A 23,931-nucleotide genomic window follows, 5' to 3' on the forward strand; every position below is an offset into this window, starting at 1 on the left:
ATAAGGCTAATTTGCTGATTAGTTTTATTCTACTTTCCAGTTCAGTTTTTCTTCCTCAGAATTCCAGTCTACATGAATGGTCTGTCCGGATTTCACTTCCTCTCTTACGATCATTTTTGAAATCGGTCTTGCCAGCTGAGATCTGATCACTCCTGAAATCTGTCTGGCCCCATATTTACTGCTGAACCCGCCTAAAGCAAGATGCCTGACTGCTTCATCACTTATTTTAAGGCTCATTCCCAGTCGGGTCAATGAAGTATGAAGTGATTTCAGCTGAATATTAAAGATCCTTTCGGCAATAGATTCGGTGATTGGGGCAAAAGGAATAATCTCTGTGATTCTAGCTAAAAATTCCGGTCTGAATCGTCCCGAATTTGACATAATCTGCATTAATGAAGAAGATTCCGGTATTTTTCCTTCTTCAAACTGCTTTACAATTTCTTCACTTCCTATATTGGACGTAAATAAAATTAAGGCATTGCTGAAATCTCCTTCTTTTCCAAGCTTATCATGCACTTTTCCTTCGTCCATGATCTGCAAAAACACATCAAAAACCGAATGATGGGCTTTTTCTATCTCATCAAACAGCACCACTGTATAAGGCTGCTGTCTGATTTTATTGACCAGCATACCTCCTTCCTCGTATCCTACATATCCAGGAGGCGCACCGTATAAAAGTGCTGCTGAATGTTCTTCTTTAAATTCTGACATATCAAAACGCACCATTGCTTTTTCGTCATTGAAAAGCAATTCTGCCATCGACTTTGCCAGCTCTGTTTTACCGGTTCCGGTAGGTCCCAAAAGGAAAAATGAACCAATAGGCTGCCCGGGCTTATTCAGTCCGCTTCGATTTTCAACAATGGCATCAGAAAGGATTTTTAATGCATGATCCTGTCCCACGACTCTGTTCATCAGAAGCCCTTCCATATTCAGTAATTTTTCTTTTTCCTGAGCCTGAATTTTTCCGATCGGGATATTGGTCTTTGCCGCCATTACTGCTGCCAGTTCCAGACGGTCTACTTTTTCTCTTTTTACTGCTGCGTGCTGTAAAAGCTCTGTGTATGTTTCTTCAATAATTTTCTGAATAGCATCAACAGGCATAGAATTATCAATTTGCGGCTGTTCGCTCAGAGAGCCCCACAAAATAGGACTGATTTTATCCCTTAACAAATTATAAGTCCAGATCAATTCGTCGGCTTTATCTTTTTCGTCAAAAAATTCTTCCTGCAGAATTTCATCATATCTGCTTTTCCAGCTCTCCAGTTCTTTTTCCGAAAGCTCGTCAAGCATTTTTATCGCTGCCATTGTTCTGTCCAGCAAATCGATTGCTGCATCCGGAAGTTTTTTACCTTTTGCATATCTTTTTGCTAAACGTACACATTCAGGGAGAGCCTTTTTCTCGACTTCGATGCCGTGGTGCTTTTTATAACCTTCCAGTAGAACATCGATCATTTTGACACATGTTTTCTCATCAGGTTCATTTACCGTCAGGACTTCAAAGCGTCTGTTGAAAGCCTGTTCCGGCTCTATAATTTTTCTGTATTCTTCCTGGGTTGTAGCACCGATTACCGTAATTTCTCCTCTTGCCAATTCAGGTTTCAGAAGATTGGCAACATTTCCAATGCTTCCTTTCGGGTCTAAAAGGGTATGAATTTCATCAATGAAGAGAATGGCTTTCTCTATTTTTTTACATTCATTAATTACTTTTTTAAGACGGTCTTCAATTTCGCCTTTGTAAGAAGTTCCTGCCAGCAAAGCGCCTGTATCCAGTTCTAACAGGGTTCCGTTTTTCAACATTTCAGGAACATTTCCTTTTATAATTTCTGTAGCGAACCCTTCTACCAGAGCAGTTTTTCCAACTCCGGGCTCACCGATGATAATGACATTCGGTTTACTCCTTCTGCAAAGGATTTCAACAAGCATTCTCAATTCTTTATCTCTTCCGATAATATTCTCGAGTTCACCTTTTCTGGCCTGTGCCGTTCTGTCAGTACAATAACTTTTAATAGAAGGAAAAGAAGTATCCGAATAATCTGAACCATTTGAAAAAATGGAAGAAAATTCTCCGTTGTCCGAAGTTTCGTAAGGAGTATCTTTTCTGTATAAATTAAAAATTTCGTGTTCTCTGAGAGGCAATGACTTTAACTGTTGCAGTGTAAAAGCTACCTGAGGCTTTACAATAGCCGTTAAAATACAGATCGGAGTAATTTCGTCCAAACCCAGTTTTAAACGGATGTCATCAGCTTCTTCAACGATATTGTCAACAAATTCATCTTCTCCCACTTCATTCGGAAGATGGGTTGTTTTCGGATAATCCTCTATGCGAACGTCTGCCCATTCATAGAAATATCCGGGATCTTTATCAATACTTTTTAAAAATTCGTTAAGCCCGATATCTTTATGCATCAAAGCCTGCAGAATATGCGGACCGCCATAGGTTGCATTATAATTTTCTCTGGCAATTGACTGTGAGATATGAAAAAGTTGCTTTACTGTTTCGTTGGTTACTAGTACTCCCATTTTACAATTTTTCTCAAATTAATACTATATCTGATGTGGTGTGATTTTTATTCTGATTTGGTTTTCATTAATTTTCAACAACAATTAAACCATAATCATTAAAAATTTTAATTCTTTACTAAGATATTAGTTTTTTTTATAATGTAAAAATAGGTCTTGAGAATGTGACATATTCATACTATTTCATGCATAGCAAATTAAAAAACAGATATATTTTCTAATGGTAAAAAAAGACCGTCTTGGATGGACAGTCTTTCTTTATCTTTATGAATGTTAGTTAAACCCTGATTATGCTCCAGGCCATAAACCTGCGTATTCTGAATTACCATAGTTGATGGTTTCAGCACTTACGATGAAGCTGATCAGCATGCTGTTTTCATCTACGGCGTCGAAGTCTACTTCGTGTTGGATAACATACCCGTTATTCCAGTTTAAAGTAATCAGAGTACCTTCTTCGTGTGATTTGTTGAACGTGATTTCACCTGTTGTAGGCTTATACTTTCCGTTCAATAAGCTTTCTAAAATATCTGATTTTTCAGTAGCTTCTACTGTAACTTTGATTAGTGCGTTGGAAGGATCTGATGCTACTCTACCTGATACGTCTGTAGATCTTGATACGCTGTAGTTAAGCTTTAATAGTTTTTGACCTTCGCCTCCGTTGAATTTTAAAATTCCTCTAGAATTTGCTGCCATGATTGTAAATTTTAATCGTTAATAATATTTTGTGATTCAGTGATTGTGAAACAAAGATAAAACGGTTAAAATTTTTCTGAAAGTAATTTAGTTTAAATCTTAAATTTTGTCGTAGTTCTACGATTTGATGTCGTAATTCTACGACTTTTGACTTAAACTACCTGACCAAACCTTTTGTTATAAAGGCTTAGGAAAGATGTTTAATAATTATTTTAGTTTTATTTTCTACACTGTAGCGGGAAATAAAATAATCGATTTCCACTTTATTAATTACAGAATTCTCAGTATAAAGCGAATAATTGCCCGAATAGCTGATGTCTTTTTCCAGAGAATTTAAGCCTTGAAAAAGTACAATTTCATCCGAATACTGATCGTTTGAAACAGTTTGCTGAATATGAACAGAAAGATTCTCTTCACCAATTGTCTGATAAAAAAAAGATTTTCCGTTAATAAATTTATTTCTTATTGCCGCAAAATAAGCTTTAATAAAGCTGTCTTCTTTCATTCTCCGATCGAAAAGTTCTTTATCACGAACAATAAATTCGAACTCCTCAATATAAATGCCGGCATATTTATCAGGAAATAGATCGAAAAGTTTTTCTTTTTTATCATTAAAATCATTGAGAATCTCATCCAATACTTCAATTTTCATCACTTCTCCCTGCAGGTTGGTATAGATCAGCATAGGATAAATAAAATTCATACATTCTCTTGCCAGATCAGCCATTTTGCTGCCATCCATATTGAAAAAATTAGTTTTAGACAGTTCAAAAATATGATGATCACCGTCTTTTCCGATCCATTTTATATGAGCAGTATACGTAATAAAATTGCGTCCGATATTTTCACCTTCTCTTTCTGCGGATTCTATAATTTCCACGAAATACTTCATATCAAGATTTTCAGGATTAAAAACCAGTGCAGGATTTAACTTAAGTGCTTTAAAAGGAGCGTCATTTCTGTTATTATATTCATTAATCTCCTTAATTCCGGGAATCAGCAGTTTTTTTCGCGGCACCAGCCTGTCATGAATATAATCTTCTCTTGCACAACGCTGGTTGTGGTATTCTTTAAGATATTTAGGATTTTCAAGTTGTATTTCTTCAGATATACTTTCCAGTGTTTCTCCGGAAAGGATAAAATGAACAATCATATCATATTTTTTTTGGCGGAACCCAATTTAGTTTAAAATATTTATTTTACAAATTATTCTGCATTATTATTTTAATTAAATCAGATATTTAAATTTATTTAAGCAAACAGGCAACGAAAATAATCCGCTGCCTGTTTATTATTTGATTTCTGAAATCATCTTACAAAGTTCAGATATTTATCTGCACACTGACCAAAATGATCAAACTGATTCATTGAATTTCCATAATTCTGTATCGTAAGCGTGTCACCTTTCAGGATCCCACCCATAGCACCTATGGAAAGATTAAATTCGTTTTCTTTATCCGTTTTTAAAATATCTGCTCTTCCTGAAGCAAATACCTTCTTTTTATCAAAAATTTTGTAACCTATTTTATTCCCTTTATTTTCAAGCATAATGGAAAATCTTCCGTCTTCACAGGTCTTAGCTGTAAATTTCCCTTCGATCATTGTCATTTCACCGGCAGTAAGAGAATCAGATTTTTTTTCAGTCTGTACAACTTTGGGAGTCTGAGGCTTTATAGCACTTGCTTTTTGTGCTGAAACAGAATCGTTGTCTACATGGGATATCATTTTTTCAGTCTCTTTGCAGGAATAAAATAACAGACAGGCAAGGAGACCTAAACTAATAATTTTTTTTTCAATCATAAATTTAACATTTGTTAACGTTCCTGAAGCAATTGTAGTGCCAAAACTCTCTATAAAAAGTAATCTTAATCTTCTGATAAAAAACAGGTTATAGAATATTCTACAACCTGTTTTTTATTTTAATTGAAATTATTTTATGGGCATTTATATAAAGTGACCGGATTTTTTCCCGCATTTTCTTTAATCATGATGAAATTATCTTTAAAATCAAATTTCTGATTTTTGTTGTTATATAAGCCAAACCACTCCAATTTAAGATTATTTTGGCTGGAAGATAATTTTCCTATTGGCTTATCTTTCGAAATTTCTGCATCATTGACATTCGGTTTGTCTTTATAAAATCTTTTTTGCGAATCGGTATTTTTAAAATAAATTAAAAAATCAGGACTGTCGGGTGATTTTTTGACGGTAACATTGATATAAATCGCATTATCAGAATACAGCGTCATAAATCCGTCACTTTTATCAATGGACAATTCTGTAAGTCCGTTTTCGCAGTTTACGGCCCAGCTCCCTTTTAGATCTACAACAGAAACCTCATCTTTATCCGTATTTGGTTTGGATTCAGGCACAGGAGCTGTTTCTTTCTGATCGATTGATATACTTGCATTGACTGTTGAAAATTTTGTTTTTTCAGCATATTCATTTTTTGCAGTTGCCCGATTCTTTGTACAGCCTGTCAGCATAAAAGCCAACAGGAGGAAAGAATAAAAGCAAAAGTTTTTTATGATCTTTATATTACTCATATTCAATCTGTTTTTATTATTTAATCTTCTTTTCAAGATAAAGATACTGATTATCGGATTTAAGATCTTCAGAAACACTGGAATATCCAGCGATTTTTTCTTTATTAAATTTAAAAACAAGCGTTTTATTTTCTAAAGAAATACTGATAAAATCTTTAATATCTGTAGTTTCAGAATTACTCCTGGGTTCATTAATATAAAATTGATCAGCCAGATTTTCATTTTTTAGTACAACGGCATAATACCATGCTGTTCCTATATCTGCCTGACCTTCAATAATGATAATTTCCAATGCTTTATCTTTTTTGGACTGATAAGAATACACTGAAAAACCAGGTCCTTCAAAATCTGAAAAATCGATATGGGTCAGCTTCTTATTCTTCTTATGGATATCAAATCCGCCATCTTTTGTGCCCATCAATTTGGTTGTATGATGCGCAAAAGAGTTTTTGGCTTTGTTAAACGTAAAGGCACTGATCAGATCAAAAGAAATTTCCTTTGACTTACTTCCATACGAAATGTCACCAGAGACTTCGGAAGACTCTCCTTCTAGGAACTGGCCGTTATACGGGCAGATCCAAAAGAATAATCCGAAAAGAAAAAATATCTTTAAAAATCTGTGCATTGCGTTAGTTATTATCCGTTATATCAGTTTATTAAAAAAATTATGATCTTGCATTTTTCACGGTTTCCTGAGCTGGCTGATCAATCGCCGTTAATCTTACAAAATAAGCAGGATTGTATCGGTTTTGAAGCCCTGTTCCGTTTCCTGTAGCTTTCATGGCAACTTCAAAATGGAGGTGAGGATTCGGAACTCCACTGGCATTTCCTGAATCTCCCGAATGAGCAATTAGTTCGCCGGCAGTTACCTGTCCGCTGGTTTTTTCTGCTGATTTTAAGTGAGCGTAACGAAGATAAAACTTCTCTGCATTGATATCAAATCCGGTTCCATTTTCCACTTCGGCTGTAAACTCATGAGCATATGCCCGTTTTGCATTTCGCAGATCTTCTCCGCTTACTTCCAGAACCAGCACATTACCGTAACCATTGGCTCCTTCGTTGCTGTAACTCACAATGGTTCCATCGAGACAGGCTTTACAAGGTGTGTCTACATCGGCAAAAATATCAAGACCCTGATGATTTTTCGGAACTGCTACTCCATTTTCAATTTTGGTTCTTACAGGTCCGAAAGCTCCGTTTTGTTCTTTGTGAACTCCGGCTGAGTTATAATATGTTCTCTGTGGATTATCAATAGGATCGTGCCATGTAGAGTCTCCCTCTACAGGAGAACAGGAATTTACCTTAAACACATCGATTCCTTTTTCGAAATATTCCTTAGCCTTTTTCCAGCCTGCTGTTCCTCCGTTTACTTTTTTTCTTATTTTTTTGATATTATCATCGGTAGACACTTTTATTGTATCTGCTGTTTTCCAGACTTCAACACTTTCCCAATAGGCGATGGCAGAAAGTACCGCATACTTAGCCTCCTTCACTTTGTCGGGGTTGGCTTCAAGATCGATATATTCATCAGGGAAAATCTCTTTTAAATAAGTGGAAGCTTCTTTATAGTTACCACGCCCCGTCAACTGCTTCAGTCCACGTCCTCTGAAAGTATATCCATCACCACTCGCTTCATTTCCGTTTCCGTTTCCAAAACCGTTTTCAGCGGCGTATAAAAAACTCAGTAATTTTTTCTGAGGTCTTTCGGCACAATATTCATTTATTTTCCCGTCATTGCTCAGTTTTGTTGCTCTTTCCCCAAATAAACTTGTCGTAATATTGGAAGCTCCGTAAGGAACAGCATCTGTTTCCACCATCCAGTCGGGATTTATTCCTGATGTTTCTGCACCTACCTGAGCAAAGAAATGGGCTTTTCTTAAGCAGGTATCAATATGGATTTCTTTTCCGGAATCGAAAATATATTTATTTAAATTATCTACGATTTCCTGTCTAAAAGTCTTATGATTCGGAAGTACGCCAAATAAGGATTCAATTTGCTCAAGAGTGATTTTTTCTTTGCATCTCGGGCATTTTTTACCGATTTCGAAATAGGCTCCTTCTTTTTTAAGAAATTCGCCTTCATGTTTTTTAAGATTACCCTGACAATCGGCTTTTAACCAAAGATATTCGATAACACTTTTGTAAATATCAAAGGTCACCTGCTCATCTTTATTGTAGACCTCTTTTGTCAGAGCAGCCTCAATCGTTTCAACCTTTGCAAACTTTTTCAGTTCGCCAAGTTCGGCTTTAATTTTATTTAAAATGATCCCTGCGATCTTTTTTTTCTGAGCCTCCGTTCCGGTATTGTTTCCATTGCCTCCGAAAGTATACGTATGGGTTCCGTCTTTGATGCCACTCAGCTTATCTCTCCAGGTTTTTAAGGTGTCATCAGACTTCGGACGGAGCTTAATTTTCACTTTTGCAATACCATTTTGGGCGGTTGCCTTTAAAGTAGTCAGCTCATTTCCGTTTTCCTTAGCTTCCAGTACGGGAAGATTGGCATCTTTTTCTACAAGGATAGGTTCTTTTTCTCTGATATTAATATTCACCTCCTTACCATCCAGCAACATGGTAGTGGCGACTATATACACCTCGTCTTCCAACGGTGCATTATTAATTCTGACATATGCAGGTCCCAGCTTATTGAGAGCAAAAGAAACAGATTCGCCTTTTGCATATGATGTTTTGGTAAGTGCTGCTTTTATAGTGTCGAGCTTAGCATATTTTTTATCTTTTTTAACGGAAGCATCCACTTTCGTCTTAATGATATTGGCCACACTATCTTTATTGATATTATTGTTGTTGCCCTGAAAAGTGTACGTATGCTGCCCATCGGTTTCATCAGTCTGTACTGTAAATTCTTCTTTGGCAAAATAGGCATCAAGAAGACTTTCCGTTTTCAATTCTTCCACTACGCTGGTACTTTTTCCTTCAGGAGTCTGTTGGGTTGGCTTTTGCTCGGGTTCTACTGTTCCTTTCGCTTCCTGATAGTCGACCGGTTTTTCGGCAGTATCTCCGACTCCGCTTTCTTCTTTTTTGGAAGCCGGTTTTTCGGAGGCGGATTCATCTGCTTTTACAGGAGGATTATTATTTTGAGAAGATACAGGCTCTTCTTTATTTGGTTCTGCAGCAGGCCGGGCAGGCTCTTTATATTCCGGATTCTGAATATCCACATTATTTGTTGCATGTTTCCTGTTTTCATAATATTCTACAGTAACATAAAACTCCAGTTTCTGAGGATCTCTTTCTCCATTAATTGCTTTTTGCATTAAGGCCTTTGTCAGTATAAATTCGGCTGTGGCAGTCCCATTATTTTCAACGATGACCTGTTTGCTGTCTACAAATAAATTAGTCGCATGATGACCATCCCCTGCTGTACTGTCTTCCCAAAGCGTAAATAATAATTTTTCACCTCTAAGATTAACACATTGAGCCTTGGCAATCAGTTTTTCGTTATAACTGAAAACCGTCCCTACAGAATCATCAACATAATGCAGTTCTACTTTATTGATTTTCGGAACACCAGCCTGTTTCGGGGTAATATCAATGGTGGTAGGACCTTTACCTTCCGAAGTATGAAGATAAGCTTCAAGGCGGTACGTATGCTTTGAGGCTACCTCTCCGAATGTAAAATCTCCATTTCCTACTTTTTTAATATTGGTCGTCGTATAGCTTCCGTTGGAACGTCTTTTAAAGAGTTCCCAGGTTACTAAAGCCGGATTTTTTTTATTTTCAGGGGTCGCCGGATACCATTCCTCAATAGTGTATGATGTTTTTTCACCCACTTTCGGATTAGGATTTCCGGTAATTTTTGAAACGCCTTGTTTTGACATAAAGAAAATGATTAAAGGTTAATAAGCATCTATTTCACTTTCTTCAACAAGCTCTTTAAAGTTCTGCATTTTTACCAGCGGATTGATATGCTGTACGGTTTTACTGTCTGCCGTTTTTACATTCTGCTTGCTCATTTGCCCTCGCTGTCCGTGATCATTAATTGTGATCATTCCTCCGATACAGCATTGCAGTTCGGAAATTTCGGTAACGATACTTTTCCCAATGATATTCACTTTATTATAGGTTTTCTGCCATTTTCCTGCAGGTGCATAGGAACACGGTAAATATCCACCGGGAGTAGGTTTCAGTTTGCATTGTCCAAAACTGGGTCCGGGAGGATTAAACTGCAGGTCATCTTCCGTTACGGCAAGGAAATCTGCATTGCCATCTGAATCATTCCAATAATGATGCTGATGGGCTGTCACTTTATGCTGTGGCAACTGATCACCCTGATTGCACTGGGCTTTGCCTTTTTGGACGACAAAATGTTTGCCGTCGTGAGGGGATGATTGAGTAGACATATTTTATGATTTGGTAACATAAAGATAAAAAATTTACATGAAAAAATAAAAAAAGCAGAAATTTATTTCTGCTTTTCAATATTATAGATTATTAATGTTTGGTATACTGGGGTTCTTCAACAGGTAACATTGTTGGCATAAAATACTCATTAAGCCAGTAAAATGTTTGTCCGTTCTGCTGAATTTTCACTGCCGGATCATTTCTGTGGCTCAACATTCTTTCTGCCAAATCTTTATAGTGTCTGAAATAAGTCCTTACCGTTTCGTTGGTCACTATTTTAGATTTTTTCCAGCCTTTAAGTTTGTATTTAGACATCAACTCTTCTTCAGAATTATCAAATCCTGTACTTACCCCAACCGAATAAGACATTGGCTGGTCGTATAAATCACCTTTATCAAGGAACTTTATGGTAGGATTGTATTTTTTAAGAAGATTTACATACTCTCTGATGGCTCTCGACTGACTGAAATCTGATCTTTCCGCCCCTGTTTTCATATATACCTCAGTGTAGAAAGCCTTTAAATTATCATATTCGGTTTCAGAAATTAAAATTCCTTTTTCCAATCCCGGTTTGAAGTCTTTCAGCTCTTTTGGAATATATCCTTTCACCAAAAACGGGTTTCCATAATTGATCAACTGTGCTGCAATACCTGCAGGAACAGGGTTTGTAAGTCCCGGATAAAGATATTTATACTTCAGATCCACATCAGTTCTTCCCGCTCCTACCGAAGAATGGAAATAATCATTCAGTGATTTGTCTAATGTTTCATTATCCAAAGTTACCTGTGCAATTAAGCTGTCAACAGATTTTTTAAGATATCCGGGAGTTCCGATATCTCCTTTTTTAGGAAATATAACAAAGCCCTGAGACATACTCTGCTTAGGATAATCTAAAGAGAAAAATCCGGCATCACCTTCGATCAGGCTAAAGTTATTTTTTGTCAGAACATCATTCTGATTGATAATTTTCTGTTTCTTCAGCTCAGCAATATTTTTAGCAGTATTGGTGACTACATTTTCAGAAAGCAATACAAAATCATTATAGGTATCAGACGATCTTGCACTGGTCTGGAACATGATCATTCTCGCCTGAGCCTGCGTAAGGGAATTAATGACTCCATACATATTTCCGCTCTGATTGGCAGATGTTCCTACTGTAATGACAATATTCGTTTCATCAGGAACATTGGAAAGAAGATTTCCGGCAGCCATTAATCCTTCATTGACCGGCTGATTTCCGATATTGCTAGGGCAATTCATCTCATTGGTCTTCTGATCGATAAATGTTGTTATTTTACTGTAATCTGTACTTAAATTAGATACTGCAACATTATCTCCGCAAGAATTATTTTTATATAAAACTACGCCGTATTTTACGGTATTAAAATAAGAAGGTTTCTCAAATCTCAACTGAAGATCCTGAAGCAAAGATTTCACAATCGGTGCATACGGTGCGTTCGGAGCACTGATATCCAATGCAAAAACGATATTTATTTTTTTATTTCTTTCTGTAATCTCTCTGTAGCGGTCAAAATAAATTGGTTCTCCCAGTACATTGAAAACATAATTTTTACTGTAATCTAAAATATTTGTAAAATATTTTGTCTTCGAATCCGGAGTTGGTGCTTCATTAAGGGGCAAACTTACCGGATAAATATTTTCCAGGGGTGATCTTTTATTAACATCAGTAAGAAGAACAGCTGTTCTGTTTTCAGTATCATTTCCTCCGGGATGTCCTTCGTGAAGTCCTAAAGCTGACTCCGAAATTCCGGTTGTATTTTTCATTTTAAGGGCAGAACGCTCACCCCAGGCCGAAATAACATTAGAGCTCACCCATCCGTACAGGCTTGTATTGATGCTGTCGATATCTACAGAAGGTTTTTTCCCGACCAAGAATCTTTTATTATTTTCAGCCTGTTTGTATACGTAAACAATCTGTCCGTTTGGAATTTTCACATTGGCCTGTTCAATCAGACTTGGAGAATTAAACACCATGATCGAATCATTTTTGTAATATCTCTCAGAACTTCTGATCACCTCACTGTTGCTCGGAAGAACTGCTACCCTTACCGGAAAACCTGTTTTTTCGCTTTTCAGAGAGTTGCTCCAAAGAAGTAGATCGGACTCCGGAATCCAGCCGTATGTCTTGATAGATTTTGAAGAGACCTTTTTCATCAAAGCATCAGGAACATATTCTGCTACTTTCACCATCCCGTCTCTGTGTTTTAAAACCATTAACGGCTCTAAAAATTTAACTTCCTTATATGATTTTTCATCATTTTTATCAAGATAAGCCGTATTTCTGGATCGGTCTGAAATAGCAATCCACGGAACTGATTTTCTTGGAAATCCATTGACGACAGGTGAGTTATCAACCTGACCATATTGTGACGGCTCAGGAGTTTTTTTGGAGGGCAGTTTGACCTGGCAACTCGTTAATAATACCGAAACTCCTATATAATATGCTGCTAGAGGAAATTTATTTCTCATCCTTATTTTCTTTTATGATTGGTGTGCTCAAAAAGCTGAGCAAATACATTATTTACTTTGATTGATATCCACTTTGGTTACACAGTTCTGTGTATCATCAAAATTCACTTTTACAGTCTGAATGACATTATTCTTATCAAACTGAAGCCCTGCACAATACATATAGAAGTTATTGGCTTTACTGTCATTAACTTTCACTACCGTATTTTCATTGTTACACAGATATGTTCTCAGTAAATAATTGTAATGGGTATTGAAACTATTCCCGTTGGCAATCTGCTGCAGGTGATATTTAAAATCATTATCAATTTTAGCATAAGCATCTTCTACGCTCACTTCTTCTTCCATTGCATCATAAGCCGGAAGAATCTTGATGTGGTGCAAAATAGGCTCTTCTCCTTCATCTGTAAACAAGGTCACCACGTAGTCACCCGGTTTTTTGTAAGAGTAAATAGCCATCTTATCTTTAGAGTCGATATTTCCGGTTTCTCCAAACTTCCATGTAAACTGTTTGGCATCAGAAATAGCACGAAACTGCACATTGATAAACTGCATCGCCTGAGAAGGTCCGTCAATAGTCGTTTTGATCTTCATTGTGTCTTTAGGTTTCGGAAGACTTCTTGCAGAAACCATCACGGGGAATGATTTAGAATACTTGCTGTCAACAATCAATGTTACCTGATAGTATCCGGGCTTGTTATAAAAATGTATTCCGCTGCTTTTGTCTGATGTGGTACCATCACCGAAGCTCCATCTTTTAGTTTTTGCAAATTGAGTTTTGTCTTCAAATAAAAGGGTATCCCCTACCGCTACCGAAGACGGATATACGACCCCTACAATATCATCGGCAGAGTGTATAACTTTCTTCTGCAACCACAATACGACTAAAGCTGCAATGAGCAGCGTCGCAATGACACCGATAATAATGTTTTTCTTGTTCTTTTGAAAGTAATTCATAGTTAATGATTGTGTGATGTGTTTTGTTTTCTGTAATTCTCCTTTGATCTGACTATTGGCTTCTTGCTTTTAGGGCATTTTCACGCTGAAAAAGCTGGCTTTTCTTTTCTTTAAAACCTATTGAGCAATCTTCAAACTGTTTTTCGAGCTTCTTGATATTCTCAGTTTTACTTGAAATAATTTTTTTATCATCGAAGTACATCTTATAAAAATTAGCAATCTGAGGATATGCCTCTTTTCTGATATCCAATGTATTATTACGTGCATAATAATTAGCAACATCATTGATCCCATTCATGATCCGGTCTTCTTCAAAAGGAGAAGGCGCTTCATCGGTAAGCCTTTTTATCTGTGAAAAAGTACTGTCTAATAATTTATATGTAAATTTTTGTTGCTGATCAAATTTTGATTTTTCTTCAAGATTACGGATAGAAATCACATCTTCATCAGAAAATGGTGATTCAAAACCTTTTAAAAAGATTACACTTAAAAAAACTATCGCGGCGGCAAGCATTAATATTAAATAAATAAACTGGTAATGCTTTTCTTTTTTTGATAACGAAATGTGTCCCTGCATAATTTGTGTATTTATTTTCTTCTTTTACTTCCAGTAAATTTTCTGGTAGGATCTACTTTCAGTTCGTTATTCGCAATTCCTATCTTTCCCCGGCATTCGCTGAGATCTCTCAAAGCAATCTGCTCTTTGTAGGAAACACCTACGATCTGGTTTTTTAAAGCCAGCATAGGTTCTATATGCTTCATTAAGATAGAATAATGCTTAAAATTATCCACACTGTCCTTACCCATGATGTTTTTGGCATCCTGAACATTATCCATAATATAATTTTTAAGGATAATATCATTATTGACCTTGCCGATATCCAGCTGGTCCATTCTGTATAAAATGCTGTCTACATGGGTTCTGAGAAGATCGCCACGGGTGAGCAACTCTCTGTAAGCATCCGCTTCTTTTTTAATTCCCTCTCTCTGAGCATCATAGCTCTTAAAGAAAAAGAAAACGCAGCAAAAAGAAACCGCCGATAAAACGATAAATGATAGAACAAACTTCCAAATGCCTATCCTGACGTCTGATTTATTTAATTTTTTCTCCCTGTTCGAAGACATATTATTGTGATTTGTTTGGCCTGTGAAATTATAAAAAAATAATTTATGCACAAAATTTAACTTTTTTAGTTAAAAAACACCACACTATTAATTAATTTAAGATTAATTTTCATTTTCGCTAGATTTTCATAACTTAGGCCTCTAAATTTTAAATATCATACACCAAATCGATATTAAAATGAGTAAATCATTAACTAATACTGTGAGATTTTCTATTGCAGACAGTGATTTTTATTTTAAAAAAATAATGATCAGGACGCTTACCGAAAATCCGTTCTTTATGCTTCTTAATGACTGTAATAATGGGCACGAGCTCATCAGCAGAAATTACAGAAGACAGGAAGACGTTTTCATCATAGAACTTTTCATGCCGGTATTAAGCGGAATTGAAGCTATAAAATACATCAGAAAAAGCAATCCTGAGACCCCTATCATTACTTATTCCAGCACCTATCAGGAAGATATGGCGGAAATACTTTCTAAACTGCCTAATATCTATTACTGTCAGAAAAAAAGCAACATTATTAAAGATATCATTAAAGGAAAAATCGTTTCCGATACATTTGATTATACAGCCTACACTCAGGAATGGGAACAGCAGCCTCTGGCCGTACAGGATTATATGGAAAGGCAGAAAAAAAGTCAGGAAGAGCTGTCTTCAACCGAAATTCAGCTCATGAAATTTTGTTATGAAGGCTTTAGTAATAAAGAAATCGGAGAAAAATTAAACCTGAGTACAAGGACGATTGACACCTATATCAACAGGCTTACAGAAAAGCTTGGATTGAAGACAAAACTGCATCTCATCCGCTTCTGCGTGGAAAATGGATATTACAATTCCAGCATGTAAAGTCTTTTTAATGTAATATTAATACAGAGTAAACACTAATATCTCAACATTTTAAATAAAAATAATTTGCCACTAATTTGCTAGTATTCAATTTTTTTAACTAAATTTGCACACCTAAAATTTAAAATTAAAAAAGGAAATGACAAAGGCAGAATTGGTAAACACCATCTCAAATAAGTTGGGAACAGAAAAGAATGAAACACAGAAAGTTGTAGAAGCTTTTATGCAGGAGATCAGAACTTCTATGTATAATGGGGATAACGTTTATTTAAGAGGTTTCGGTTCTTTTATCATTAAAACGAGAGCTGCTAAAACAGGGAGAAATATTTCTAAAAACACTGCAATTGAGATTCCTGCTCACAACATTCCTGCTTTCAAACCTTCAAAATCTTTTGTTGAGAAAGTAAAAACGAAAGTTGCAGTAAAATAAAAATTAACTGAATATTAACTAGTTACTAAAAAATTAAAATTATGCCAAGCGGAAAGAAAAGAAAAAGACACAAGGTTGCAACACACAAGAGAAAGAAAAGAAGAAGAGCGAACAGACATAAGAAAAAATAATCTCTTTTTCTCGAGATTTACAATATAATAATATAGTTGGTGATTTTAAGTTTTAAAGGTTCACCGACTATATTTTTGTTTTGCAACTATAGGATTCCGTGGAAATAAGGAGTTTTTTATAGATTTTTTTAAAGAAATCACGAATGTTTTAATTTAATTCTTAAATTTAAGATTCATTCAACACCCAAAAAACAGACCTATTTCCTTTAATCTTAACAATTTTACCTTATAACAAAATGAAGAAAGAACTAATAGTTTCGCATGAGGATGATCTTACAAAGATTGCATTGCTGGAAGACGGAAGACTATGTGAACTTCATGAGCAAGAGGACAAAAGCGAATTTATAGTTGGAGATTTGTTTGTAGGAAAAGTAAAAAAACTGGCACCTAACCTTAATGCCGCATTCGTAAATATAGGATATGAGAAGGATGCATTCCTGCATTATCAGGATCTGGGACCACAATATCTTACCTATCGAAAGTTTTTAAGAGATACGATTTCTAAAAAACAAAGTTCTTCAAGCTTAAAAAATTTCGAAATACAACCCGAAATAGACAAAAACGGAACCGTAGACAAAGTGATCGCCAAAGATGACCTTGTTCTGCTGCAAATTACCAAAGAACCCATTTCCACAAAAGGACCCCGAATTTCTACTCAGGTTTCTTTAACAGGGCGTTTTTTGGTATTAATACCTTTCGACAACAAAGTTTCAATTTCTAAGAAAGTCAAAAGTTTCGAAGAAAAAGAGCGACTGAGAACATTGATTGAAAGTATTAAACCTGAAGGATTCGGAGTGATTATCAGAACCGTAGCCGAAGGTAAAAAAGTAGCCGACCTGCACAATGACATGAATCAGCTGATTCAGAAATGGGAAACTACTTTTAAAAACATCCAAAAAAATAAAGTTCCGTCCAGAGTTTTAAGCGAAGAAGACAAAGCTTCAGCTATTCTTAGAGACAATTTCAACCAGGATTTCGTAAGCATTACGTGTGATGACGAACAAATGGTGGAAGAAATGAAAAACTATGTGGAAGTTATCGCTCCGGAAAGAAAGAATATTGTCCATTTTTACAATTCCCACATTCCTCTACTCGAATATTACAACGTTGAAAAACAGCTTAAACAAAGCTTTGGAAAACACGTTAATATTCCAAGTTCAAAAGGTGCTTATCTTGTCATAGAACATACAGAAGCCCTTCACGTCGTCGACGTCAACTCCGGAAACAATATTACAGCCGGAAATACAGCCAATAAGGAGCATGCCCTAAATGTAAACAAAATGGCATCCACAGAGATCGCAAGACAACTTCGTCTCCGCGATATGGGAGGGATTATCGTGATCGATTTTATCGACATGCCCAACCCTGAACACCGAAGAGATCTGTACGAACACCTTAAGGAAGAAATGAAACGTGACAAAGCGCGTCACAAAATTCTACCCCCGAGCAAGTTCGGATTGATACAAATTACCAGACAGAGAAACCGTCCGGAAAAACAGATCGAAACTAAAGAAGAAAACCCTAATAAAGACGGAGAAATTGTAGCTCCGATCGTTATTGTGGAAAGAATGGGAGAAACCCTGAGAACGATTATGCAAAAGGAAAAAGGAAAACTTTACCTGCACGTTCATCCTTTCGTGGAAGCGTTCCTTACTAAAGGAATCAACAGCATCCAGATGAAATGGTTTATAAAATACAAAAAATGGGTAACCATTATTCCAAGGGATTCTTTTAAATACTTAGAATATAGAATTTATAATGCCAACAAAGAAGAGCTGATTGGATATTCTAATTAATACAAAAAATTTAAACCTTCAGTTTACTGGAGGTTTTTTTATATATTTGCTAAATATTACAAATAGATTTTCTTTTTTTAATTTTCTACTTGTACTATTTAAACACAATAATTTCGAACACAATGAAAAAAAATTTATTTCTTGTGCTACTTTTTGTAGTACAGTCTGCTTTTGCACAGATCGTTTCTTATGACAACACCTTTGCTTCAAATGGGAAATACACCGTAACAGCAAGTATCAACACATCCTATCGGAAAAGAATTGTTCAGAATACGGACGGAAGCATCTATTTTACCTATGCCAGAGAAAATGCGTCTTTAAACAGCCCGGAATGTGTTATTTCAAAACTCACTCCTGCCGGAGCTCTGGATTCTTCCTTTGGAAACAATGGCGAAACTATCATCAGCAATTATTATGCAGGTGTAGACAGCTTTTTAACAAAACTGGCAGACGGTAAACTTCTTATTTATGGTTTTGACTCAGACGGAACCGTTATTGCCAGACTTCTTCCCAACGGACAGCCTGATACCAGCTTTGGTACTAATGGAATCGCAAAAATTTCAAACGTTTATACTGATTTTAACAGCTATGGATATGGACTGTACCTTCAAAATAATAAGATAATTATTTACGGTATGTCGTCTGACGGACCCGGGGATTTTTATAAAAGTATTTACAGATTAAATACGGACGGAAGTATTGACACGACTTTTGGGAACAATGGTTCTATACGTACTATGGGGAATTTTGTATTCTTAGACAGTCAGTTAAATATCATAAGCCTTATCAGTGATCATAGCCATCCGGGATCAAGTACTGCCTACCCCAACGGAGGGTTGGAAAAATACAACAGCAACGGGCAACCTCTTACAAGCTTTGGGAACAACGGAGTTTCAGTATTCACAACCAGCCCGGGGATGATCGGAAGTGCCATCATGGATAAAAATAATAATATTGTTTGTTATAATATGAACAATGAAATCTTCAGACTTAATTCTAATGGTCTCCATAATAGTTCATTTACATTCAACAGCAGCTCTTACCCTTTTACAATCAGCAGCTTATCTTTAGTAACCGAAAATAATAACAATTATTATATAGCAGGACAGACGGGTTCAATGGGGGAAACATTTTTTATCTCCAGACTCACTCAGACAGGAGCTGTAGATCCTGTTTTCAATTATTATTCGGAAGCCACAGCCACCTCAGACGGAATCGGTGAAATGATCATAAATAATGACAATATCATCGCAGAAAGAGGAACTCAGATTTTAAAATTCCTGTTAAGTAATCCTACTTTAGGAACAGCAAACAACCTCAAACTTACTCATGATATCGCATTTGAAAACCCCATACAACAAGATCTGGTTTACCAAACGAAAGAAAAAGTAACCAAAATTGAAATATATTCTGCTGATGGCAAATTTGTAAAAACAGTAAAAGAAAACAATTCCGCAGTTTCAGAATTATCAAAAGGATTATATTTTCTAAAAGTTAGTTTTGAAAATGGTAAAACCGTTCATAAAAAGGTACTGAAGAACTAATCCAAATGAGTCTTCATTCTTTATCAAAAAAGGATTTGCTTATCTTTAGCAGATACTTTTTTAATACCATTAAAGAAATGAGTAAAGAGCATCATTACAAAACGACAATTCAATGGACAGGCAACAAAGGTACGGGAACCAGCAATTACAGAAACTATGAAAGAAGCCATGAAATTCTGACCGATCAGAAAGTAAAAATTGAAGCTTCTTCAGATCCTGCGTTCCGGGGTGATAAAACCAAGCACAATCCTGAAGATCTTTTTTTATCTTCTGTTTCTTCCTGCCATATGCTCTGGTATCTTCATTTTTGTTCTGAAGCCGGTATTATCGTGACAGATTACATTGATCATGCAACCGGAATTATGGAAGAAAAAGCTAATGGCAGCGGTCATTTTACAGAAATCACCCTAAACCCTACCGTAACGGTAACAGAAGAATCAATGATCGAAAAAGCTAAAGAGCTTCATCACAAAGCCAATGAATTTTGTTTCATTGCCAACTCTGTTAACTTTCCTGTAAAACATATCCCTATTGTGTTAGTTAAATAATTTTAACATTAATTAAAAACATCAAAAAATACCATAAATAGACATCATACATTAAAATAACTCCAATTTTCATAAACAAAACTCCACAAAAAGGGATTTATTTAGCAAAAAACCAACAAAACAAGGTTTAAATTATCAATTAAATCAATAAATTTTGTTATTTTTTACATATTTATATAAAATGTAACGTTTTTTTTACTATTTTTATATAAATAAAACTAATCATGATGAAGCCTAGATTGACCATCTTTGATGAACCCATGTTATACACTGAAGGATTATCAAAACTTCTTACCCAGAGTAAGATTTTTAATTCAATAGACATTTGTAATTCTTACGAAAACCTTTCAACACAGCTCAATACATCACCTCCGGAGTTTCTGATGATAAGCTCAAATATGCTTATGCTGACGGAGCTTTGCAAATCTGTAGAAAGTATAACCTCTCAGAATAAAAACATCAAAATCATCATTATAGGAAACAGTTATGATGTTATCGATATCCGGAAGTTATTCAATAAGGGAATTAAAAGCTATCTTGATAAAAACAGCAGGTATGATGAATTCATGAGATCGATTCAGTCTTTGCTTTCCAATGAAATTTATATTTGTGATTATGCCAAAGAGAGGATGCTCAATTTTATCAGTCATGATCAGGGGCAGCACAAAATCCACATCAAAGATCCTCTCACCAAACGTGAAATGGAAATCTTAAAACTGATCTGCGACGGGCTCAGCAGTAAAGATATCTCTGAAAAACTTTTCATCAGCATTAATACTGTAGAAACCCACCGTAAAAGAATTCTTTTAAAACTTAATGTAAAAAACTCCGTAGGGGTCGTAAAATATGCACTTGAAAATCATATCATTGACTAAAGTAACCAACCTTAATTAATCGAAAATTCCAAACCTTAAAGGTTTGGAATTTTCTTATACCATGAAAAAAATCTGAAAATATTTTAATATTATTGATAAACAGTTAAATAAAAGTCAATGAATGATTTTTCACCATTGACTTTTACTGTTCATATAAAATCATTCATAATCCGGCATTTCACCGTTACTGAAAAGAGCAGCTCTCGAAAGATCAGTCAGAGAGCTGTTCAGATCAATCACCGTAACATTTCGCTGGGAAATATTATCATTTGAAGTATTCATGAAAATAACCTGTGCATTATTGGGCGAAAATCTTGGATCCAAATCATTTGTTCCTGCTGGCTTATCACTTTCCAAGGAAATGTCTGTATTGACATCATTCGTTAAGTTATACATAAAAATATGGGAATCCAGCTGGCGATAATTTCCGCTCCCATCCTGATAACCGGAAATATCACGGGTGTACAAAAGAAGCTGACCGTCAACAGAAAAATTAAGGCCTCCACTTGCCCCGGGAGAGCCTGTGAGAACATTTTTCAGCGTATTCCCTACCATATCAATAATGTAAATTTTTGTATTATAACCATTAAAATCATTGGTTTTAAGAGCAACTTTACTTCCGTCATAGCTCCAGTCACATTCAGAAATCATACTTCCGTCGGGAGTCGTATATACGAGATTCAAACCGCTTCCATCCTTATTGATACGATATAGTTTATTAAAATTTGAATACAGAAGCTCCTGACCGTTTGTACTCCATGCAAAATCCATCTCATAAGCATTAAAACCAGCCACCGGAACTGTTGTTACTTTAAAAGTATTGGAACCATCCGGATTAGCCGTATAAAGATGCGTACTTCCTCCTTCTGTTCTTAAAAAAGCAATCAGTCCTGCATTATTATTTTTTCGCGGCCGCCAGCTGTTATAGGATGAATTGGTGAATTGGAAATTATTTCCCAACTGATCGCTTGATAAGATCACAAAGTTTCCGTTTTGCTTTTGAACGTAATGATAACGGTTGGCAGGAACCGTATTGGTGGTAAATTTACTGATTGAGCTTAAAACTGGCGGGTGAATGCCGTCCGAAACAGACACCTGCCAGAAGTAACTTACACCAAACTTTAAATTTGAAAGCGTATAGTGTTTCGCCGTCAAATCATTAACCTGAATCACGTTAGTGTCAAGATTATTCTTAATTGTCAAACTATATTTCAAAACATCGATTGTATCTGCATCTGTGGCATTCCACGTCAGCTCAACATTTAATGGCTGATTCACCGCGTTATCAACCGGACTTAGCAACTGCGGTGTAGTAGGTGGAGAGTTTAATGATTCATCATCATCCATCTCAAATACAACGGTTACAACCTGATTCTGATTCTGTATATTAACCCCTTGGAAATTGGTAACATACCCTGATAATTCTGCTTTTACAGAATAATTTCCAACAGGCATTTCGCTTATTTCAAATGTACCATCGGTACCGCTGAACACAGTTTTTGTCGTGGGTGCTGTGAAGATCTTCACATTGGAAATAGGTTCATTTGTTCCTCTCTTCACCACTTTTCCTTTTAAAATTCCAGTCTGTGCCTGATCTACGAGATCTTCATCACAGGAAAATAGACATAGAGAAAAGATAAATATGCTGAGTATTTTTAGTAGAGTTTTCATAGTTTATGTTTTATTTGTTTCCGATATAAAAATTGATCCCCAATGCAAATCTGATCGCCTGATCTTTTCTTTTTCCGTTCACCATCCCTTCCCAGTCATCTTTAAAACCAAGATCATATTGTGAGGATACCCTGATGGCCATATTTTTGTCGATAACATACTCCAGTCCACCTCCGAACTGACCTTTATACTGCGGTTTCACTTCAGAATACAATGCTCCTGCACCACCATAAATAAACGGACTAAGCTTGTATTTAGGAAGAATAAGATATTCGAGATTAAGCTCTGGACCGTAATAATTACGCTTGATGATGTTTTCATTTTCAAGAGTAAAATAATTACCATTAACTTCAATATTGAAATTAGGATTTAGGAAGTATTTAAAACCTACTTTTCCCCCTATATTCATTTTGGGATTTACATAATCGTCTTTTATTTTTTGCGCTTCAACCTGCCCAAATACTGAAAATTTCTGTCTGTAATTATTGGGAAATTTATTGCCTATTACCCGGTTTTCATTATCGTTCTGTTCTTCATTATATTCTTTAAGTACGGCCTGGTAACCTGCCCCGTTATCTTCTACAGATTTACCCCATATTTTATCTCTGATCCCTTCTACAATTAATGATTTTACCGCTTTTTCAATCGCTTCAGTTACAGCAAGCTGAACAGGCTCATTTTGAGTCAGTCCAACCTCAGCTTCCAAAAGTCTTTCTGTATCAATATATCTGAAAAAACTTCCGTTAACGCTTGTTGAAAGAATGGTTTTTGAAGTATAAACAGTTTTAAGGATTTCCCCGTTTAAGGTAGATACAGCACGCAGATAAATCGTAATTCTGTCCTGGCGATACTGTGTAGATGCCCCGATTCCGAAATATCTCGCTCCAAGACCACCTGTCATAATATTGCTGTCATAGGAAATCACCCCGCCTTCCAAAAGAATTCCGGCGTATAAAAGTGGCGGCAGAGCCTGACTGTTTTTATCAGCTTCTTTTAAATATTCCTGTCTTGTGGAACGGATAATCTGTCTTTCATTCAGAAGATTGGCAATATTTTCTCTTTCAATCGGAATAAACCAGCGGCTGTCTTCAAGCGCTTTTATAAGTATCGTTGTCGTACCCTGCGGAACAGCAGTACTCCAGTTATTTCCGTTTTCAGAGGGTTTATATTGTCCTGTCTGATCCCTGAATTTATAAACTCCTATTACAATTTTTTCTTTGGGTAAAGGCAGATTTTTCAGTTCGGTAGTATAGGAGGTATTTTCTCCCATGGTCGATTTTTCCGGATTGGAAGGCAATCCGAACAGAGAGCTGCAGGCTTGTATAATACACAACAAGGCAGCACAGAAAAAGATTCTAGTGTAAGTGTAGACTCTCATGATAAGTTTGGTTTTTAGTTA

20 protein-coding genes are annotated in these 23,931 nt (G+C 35.9%); 6 read left to right on the forward strand and 14 right to left on the reverse strand.

The genetic code is table 11. The annotated features are described in order from the left end of the window. Positions 1-24: 24 nt before the first annotated feature. From M2373_RS05585 to M2373_RS05640, 12 genes are all read right to left on the reverse strand, one after another. On the reverse strand, positions 25-2,520 hold the full coding sequence (locus tag M2373_RS05585; protein ID WP_259108482.1) for an ATP-dependent Clp protease ATP-binding subunit: 2,496 nt from the start codon (positions 2,518-2,520) through the stop codon (positions 25-27). A gap of 288 nt (positions 2,521-2,808) precedes the next feature. Beyond that, entirely contained in the window at positions 2,809-3,213 is a 405-nt protein-coding gene (gene tssD / locus M2373_RS05590) for a type VI secretion system tube protein TssD (RefSeq protein ID WP_259108484.1), read from the reverse strand. Positions 3,214-3,400: 187 nt separating this feature from the next. Next, complete coding sequence (locus M2373_RS05595) at positions 3,401-4,366, reverse strand: hypothetical protein (RefSeq protein WP_259108486.1); 966 nt, start codon at positions 4,364-4,366, stop codon at positions 3,401-3,403. A gap of 155 nt (positions 4,367-4,521) precedes the next feature. Then, positions 4,522-5,013 carry a hypothetical protein gene (locus M2373_RS05600; RefSeq protein ID WP_259108488.1) on the reverse strand — a complete coding sequence of 164 codons (492 nt, stop codon included), beginning with the start codon at positions 5,011-5,013 and terminating at the stop codon, positions 4,522-4,524. A 134-nt stretch (positions 5,014-5,147) separates the two neighbouring features. Then, positions 5,148-5,759, reverse strand: a complete 612-nt coding sequence (locus M2373_RS05605; protein WP_259108491.1) for a hypothetical protein — start codon at positions 5,757-5,759, stop codon at positions 5,148-5,150. 16 nt (positions 5,760-5,775) lie between these two features. After that, a complete protein-coding gene (locus M2373_RS05610) occupies positions 5,776-6,384 on the reverse strand; it encodes a hypothetical protein (RefSeq protein ID WP_259108493.1) in 609 nt (202 codons plus the stop codon). Positions 6,385-6,424: 40 nt separating this feature from the next. Then, positions 6,425-9,592: a hypothetical protein gene (locus tag M2373_RS05615; protein WP_259108495.1), complete on the reverse strand. Its 3,168-nt coding sequence runs from the start codon at positions 9,590-9,592 to the stop codon at positions 6,425-6,427. An 18-nt stretch (positions 9,593-9,610) separates the two neighbouring features. Continuing rightward, positions 9,611-10,114, reverse strand: a complete 504-nt coding sequence (locus M2373_RS05620) for a DUF4280 domain-containing protein (protein ID WP_259108496.1) — start codon at positions 10,112-10,114, stop codon at positions 9,611-9,613. A gap of 91 nt (positions 10,115-10,205) precedes the next feature. Next, positions 10,206-12,605, reverse strand: coding sequence for a type VI secretion system protein TssR domain-containing protein (gene tssR / locus M2373_RS05625; RefSeq protein ID WP_259108499.1), 2,400 nt, complete (start codon positions 12,603-12,605; stop codon positions 10,206-10,208). Between the two features lie 48 nt (positions 12,606-12,653). Beyond that, entirely contained in the window at positions 12,654-13,562 is a 909-nt protein-coding gene (locus tag M2373_RS05630; RefSeq protein ID WP_259108501.1) for a PKD domain-containing protein, read from the reverse strand. A 52-nt stretch (positions 13,563-13,614) separates the two neighbouring features. Beyond that, on the reverse strand, positions 13,615-14,139 hold the full coding sequence (locus tag M2373_RS05635) for a type VI secretion system transmembrane protein TssO (protein WP_259108503.1): 525 nt from the start codon (positions 14,137-14,139) through the stop codon (positions 13,615-13,617). 11 nt (positions 14,140-14,150) lie between these two features. Next, positions 14,151-14,687, reverse strand: a complete 537-nt coding sequence (locus M2373_RS05640) for a type VI secretion system transmembrane protein TssO (protein WP_259108505.1) — start codon at positions 14,685-14,687, stop codon at positions 14,151-14,153. A gap of 178 nt (positions 14,688-14,865) precedes the next feature. Here M2373_RS05640 and M2373_RS05645 point away from each other — a divergent pair, with 178 nt between their 5' ends. The 6 genes from M2373_RS05645 to M2373_RS05670 all read left to right on the forward strand — a co-directional run bounded on the left by M2373_RS05645 (position 14,866) and on the right by M2373_RS05670 (position 20,861). Further along, entirely contained in the window at positions 14,866-15,537 is a 672-nt protein-coding gene (locus tag M2373_RS05645; protein WP_259108506.1) for a response regulator transcription factor, read from the forward strand. A gap of 139 nt (positions 15,538-15,676) precedes the next feature. After that, positions 15,677-15,967: an HU family DNA-binding protein gene (locus tag M2373_RS05650; RefSeq protein ID WP_002984212.1), complete on the forward strand. Its 291-nt coding sequence runs from the start codon at positions 15,677-15,679 to the stop codon at positions 15,965-15,967. A gap of 367 nt (positions 15,968-16,334) precedes the next feature. Then, positions 16,335-17,894, forward strand: a complete 1,560-nt coding sequence (locus tag M2373_RS05655; RefSeq protein WP_259108507.1) for a ribonuclease E/G — start codon at positions 16,335-16,337, stop codon at positions 17,892-17,894. A gap of 122 nt (positions 17,895-18,016) precedes the next feature. Continuing rightward, positions 18,017-19,438, forward strand: a complete 1,422-nt coding sequence (locus M2373_RS05660) for a T9SS type A sorting domain-containing protein (RefSeq protein ID WP_259108509.1) — start codon at positions 18,017-18,019, stop codon at positions 19,436-19,438. Positions 19,439-19,515: 77 nt separating this feature from the next. Next, on the forward strand, positions 19,516-19,986 hold the full coding sequence (locus M2373_RS05665) for an OsmC family protein (protein WP_259108511.1): 471 nt from the start codon (positions 19,516-19,518) through the stop codon (positions 19,984-19,986). 224 nt (positions 19,987-20,210) lie between these two features. Then, entirely contained in the window at positions 20,211-20,861 is a 651-nt protein-coding gene (locus M2373_RS05670; protein ID WP_259108513.1) for a response regulator transcription factor, read from the forward strand. A 159-nt stretch (positions 20,862-21,020) separates the two neighbouring features. Here the strand turns inward: M2373_RS05670 and M2373_RS05675 are convergent, their stop codons facing one another. Together M2373_RS05675 and M2373_RS05680 are read right to left on the reverse strand one after the other, a co-directional pair. Then, positions 21,021-22,532 (reverse strand): carboxypeptidase-like regulatory domain-containing protein, encoded by a 1,512-nt coding sequence (locus M2373_RS05675; protein WP_259108515.1) that lies wholly within the window; start codon positions 22,530-22,532, stop codon positions 21,021-21,023. Between the two features lie 10 nt (positions 22,533-22,542). Then, positions 22,543-23,910, reverse strand: coding sequence for a CsgG/HfaB family protein (locus M2373_RS05680; RefSeq protein ID WP_259108517.1), 1,368 nt, complete (start codon positions 23,908-23,910; stop codon positions 22,543-22,545). Positions 23,911-23,931: the final 21 nt, after the last annotated feature.

Source organism: Chryseobacterium sp. JUb7, from assembly GCF_024806495.1.
Lineage (GTDB): Bacteria > Bacteroidota > Bacteroidia > Flavobacteriales > Weeksellaceae > Chryseobacterium.

What these genes read in the sequence shown, in the direction of transcription:
- M2373_RS05585 (WP_259108482.1), bottom strand. Translation starts at nt 2,520, where the DNA reads ATGGGAGTACTAGTAACCAACGAAACAGTAAAGCAACTTTTTCATATC.
- tssD (WP_259108484.1), bottom strand. Translation starts at nt 3,213, where the DNA reads ATGGCAGCAAATTCTAGAGGAATTTTAAAATTCAACGGAGGCGAAGGT.
- M2373_RS05595 (WP_259108486.1), bottom strand. Translation starts at nt 4,366, where the DNA reads ATGATTGTTCATTTTATCCTTTCCGGAGAAACACTGGAAAGTATATCT.
- M2373_RS05600 (WP_259108488.1), bottom strand. Translation starts at nt 5,013, where the DNA reads ATGATTGAAAAAAAAATTATTAGTTTAGGTCTCCTTGCCTGTCTGTTA.
- M2373_RS05605 (WP_259108491.1), bottom strand. Translation starts at nt 5,759, where the DNA reads ATGAGTAATATAAAGATCATAAAAAACTTTTGCTTTTATTCTTTCCTC.
- M2373_RS05610 (WP_259108493.1), bottom strand. Translation starts at nt 6,384, where the DNA reads ATGCACAGATTTTTAAAGATATTTTTTCTTTTCGGATTATTCTTTTGG.
- M2373_RS05615 (WP_259108495.1), bottom strand. Translation starts at nt 9,592, where the DNA reads ATGTCAAAACAAGGCGTTTCAAAAATTACCGGAAATCCTAATCCGAAA.
- M2373_RS05620 (WP_259108496.1), bottom strand. Translation starts at nt 10,114, where the DNA reads ATGTCTACTCAATCATCCCCTCACGACGGCAAACATTTTGTCGTCCAA.
- tssR (WP_259108499.1), bottom strand. Translation starts at nt 12,605, where the DNA reads ATGAGAAATAAATTTCCTCTAGCAGCATATTATATAGGAGTTTCGGTA.
- M2373_RS05630 (WP_259108501.1), bottom strand. Translation starts at nt 13,562, where the DNA reads ATGAATTACTTTCAAAAGAACAAGAAAAACATTATTATCGGTGTCATT.
- M2373_RS05635 (WP_259108503.1), bottom strand. Translation starts at nt 14,139, where the DNA reads ATGCAGGGACACATTTCGTTATCAAAAAAAGAAAAGCATTACCAGTTT.
- M2373_RS05640 (WP_259108505.1), bottom strand. Translation starts at nt 14,687, where the DNA reads ATGTCTTCGAACAGGGAGAAAAAATTAAATAAATCAGACGTCAGGATA.
- M2373_RS05645 (WP_259108506.1), top strand. Translation starts at nt 14,866, where the DNA reads ATGAGTAAATCATTAACTAATACTGTGAGATTTTCTATTGCAGACAGT.
- M2373_RS05650 (WP_002984212.1), top strand. Translation starts at nt 15,677, where the DNA reads ATGACAAAGGCAGAATTGGTAAACACCATCTCAAATAAGTTGGGAACA.
- M2373_RS05655 (WP_259108507.1), top strand. Translation starts at nt 16,335, where the DNA reads ATGAAGAAAGAACTAATAGTTTCGCATGAGGATGATCTTACAAAGATT.
- M2373_RS05660 (WP_259108509.1), top strand. Translation starts at nt 18,017, where the DNA reads ATGAAAAAAAATTTATTTCTTGTGCTACTTTTTGTAGTACAGTCTGCT.
- M2373_RS05665 (WP_259108511.1), top strand. Translation starts at nt 19,516, where the DNA reads ATGAGTAAAGAGCATCATTACAAAACGACAATTCAATGGACAGGCAAC.
- M2373_RS05670 (WP_259108513.1), top strand. Translation starts at nt 20,211, where the DNA reads ATGATGAAGCCTAGATTGACCATCTTTGATGAACCCATGTTATACACT.
- M2373_RS05675 (WP_259108515.1), bottom strand. Translation starts at nt 22,532, where the DNA reads ATGAAAACTCTACTAAAAATACTCAGCATATTTATCTTTTCTCTATGT.
- M2373_RS05680 (WP_259108517.1), bottom strand. Translation starts at nt 23,910, where the DNA reads ATGAGAGTCTACACTTACACTAGAATCTTTTTCTGTGCTGCCTTGTTG.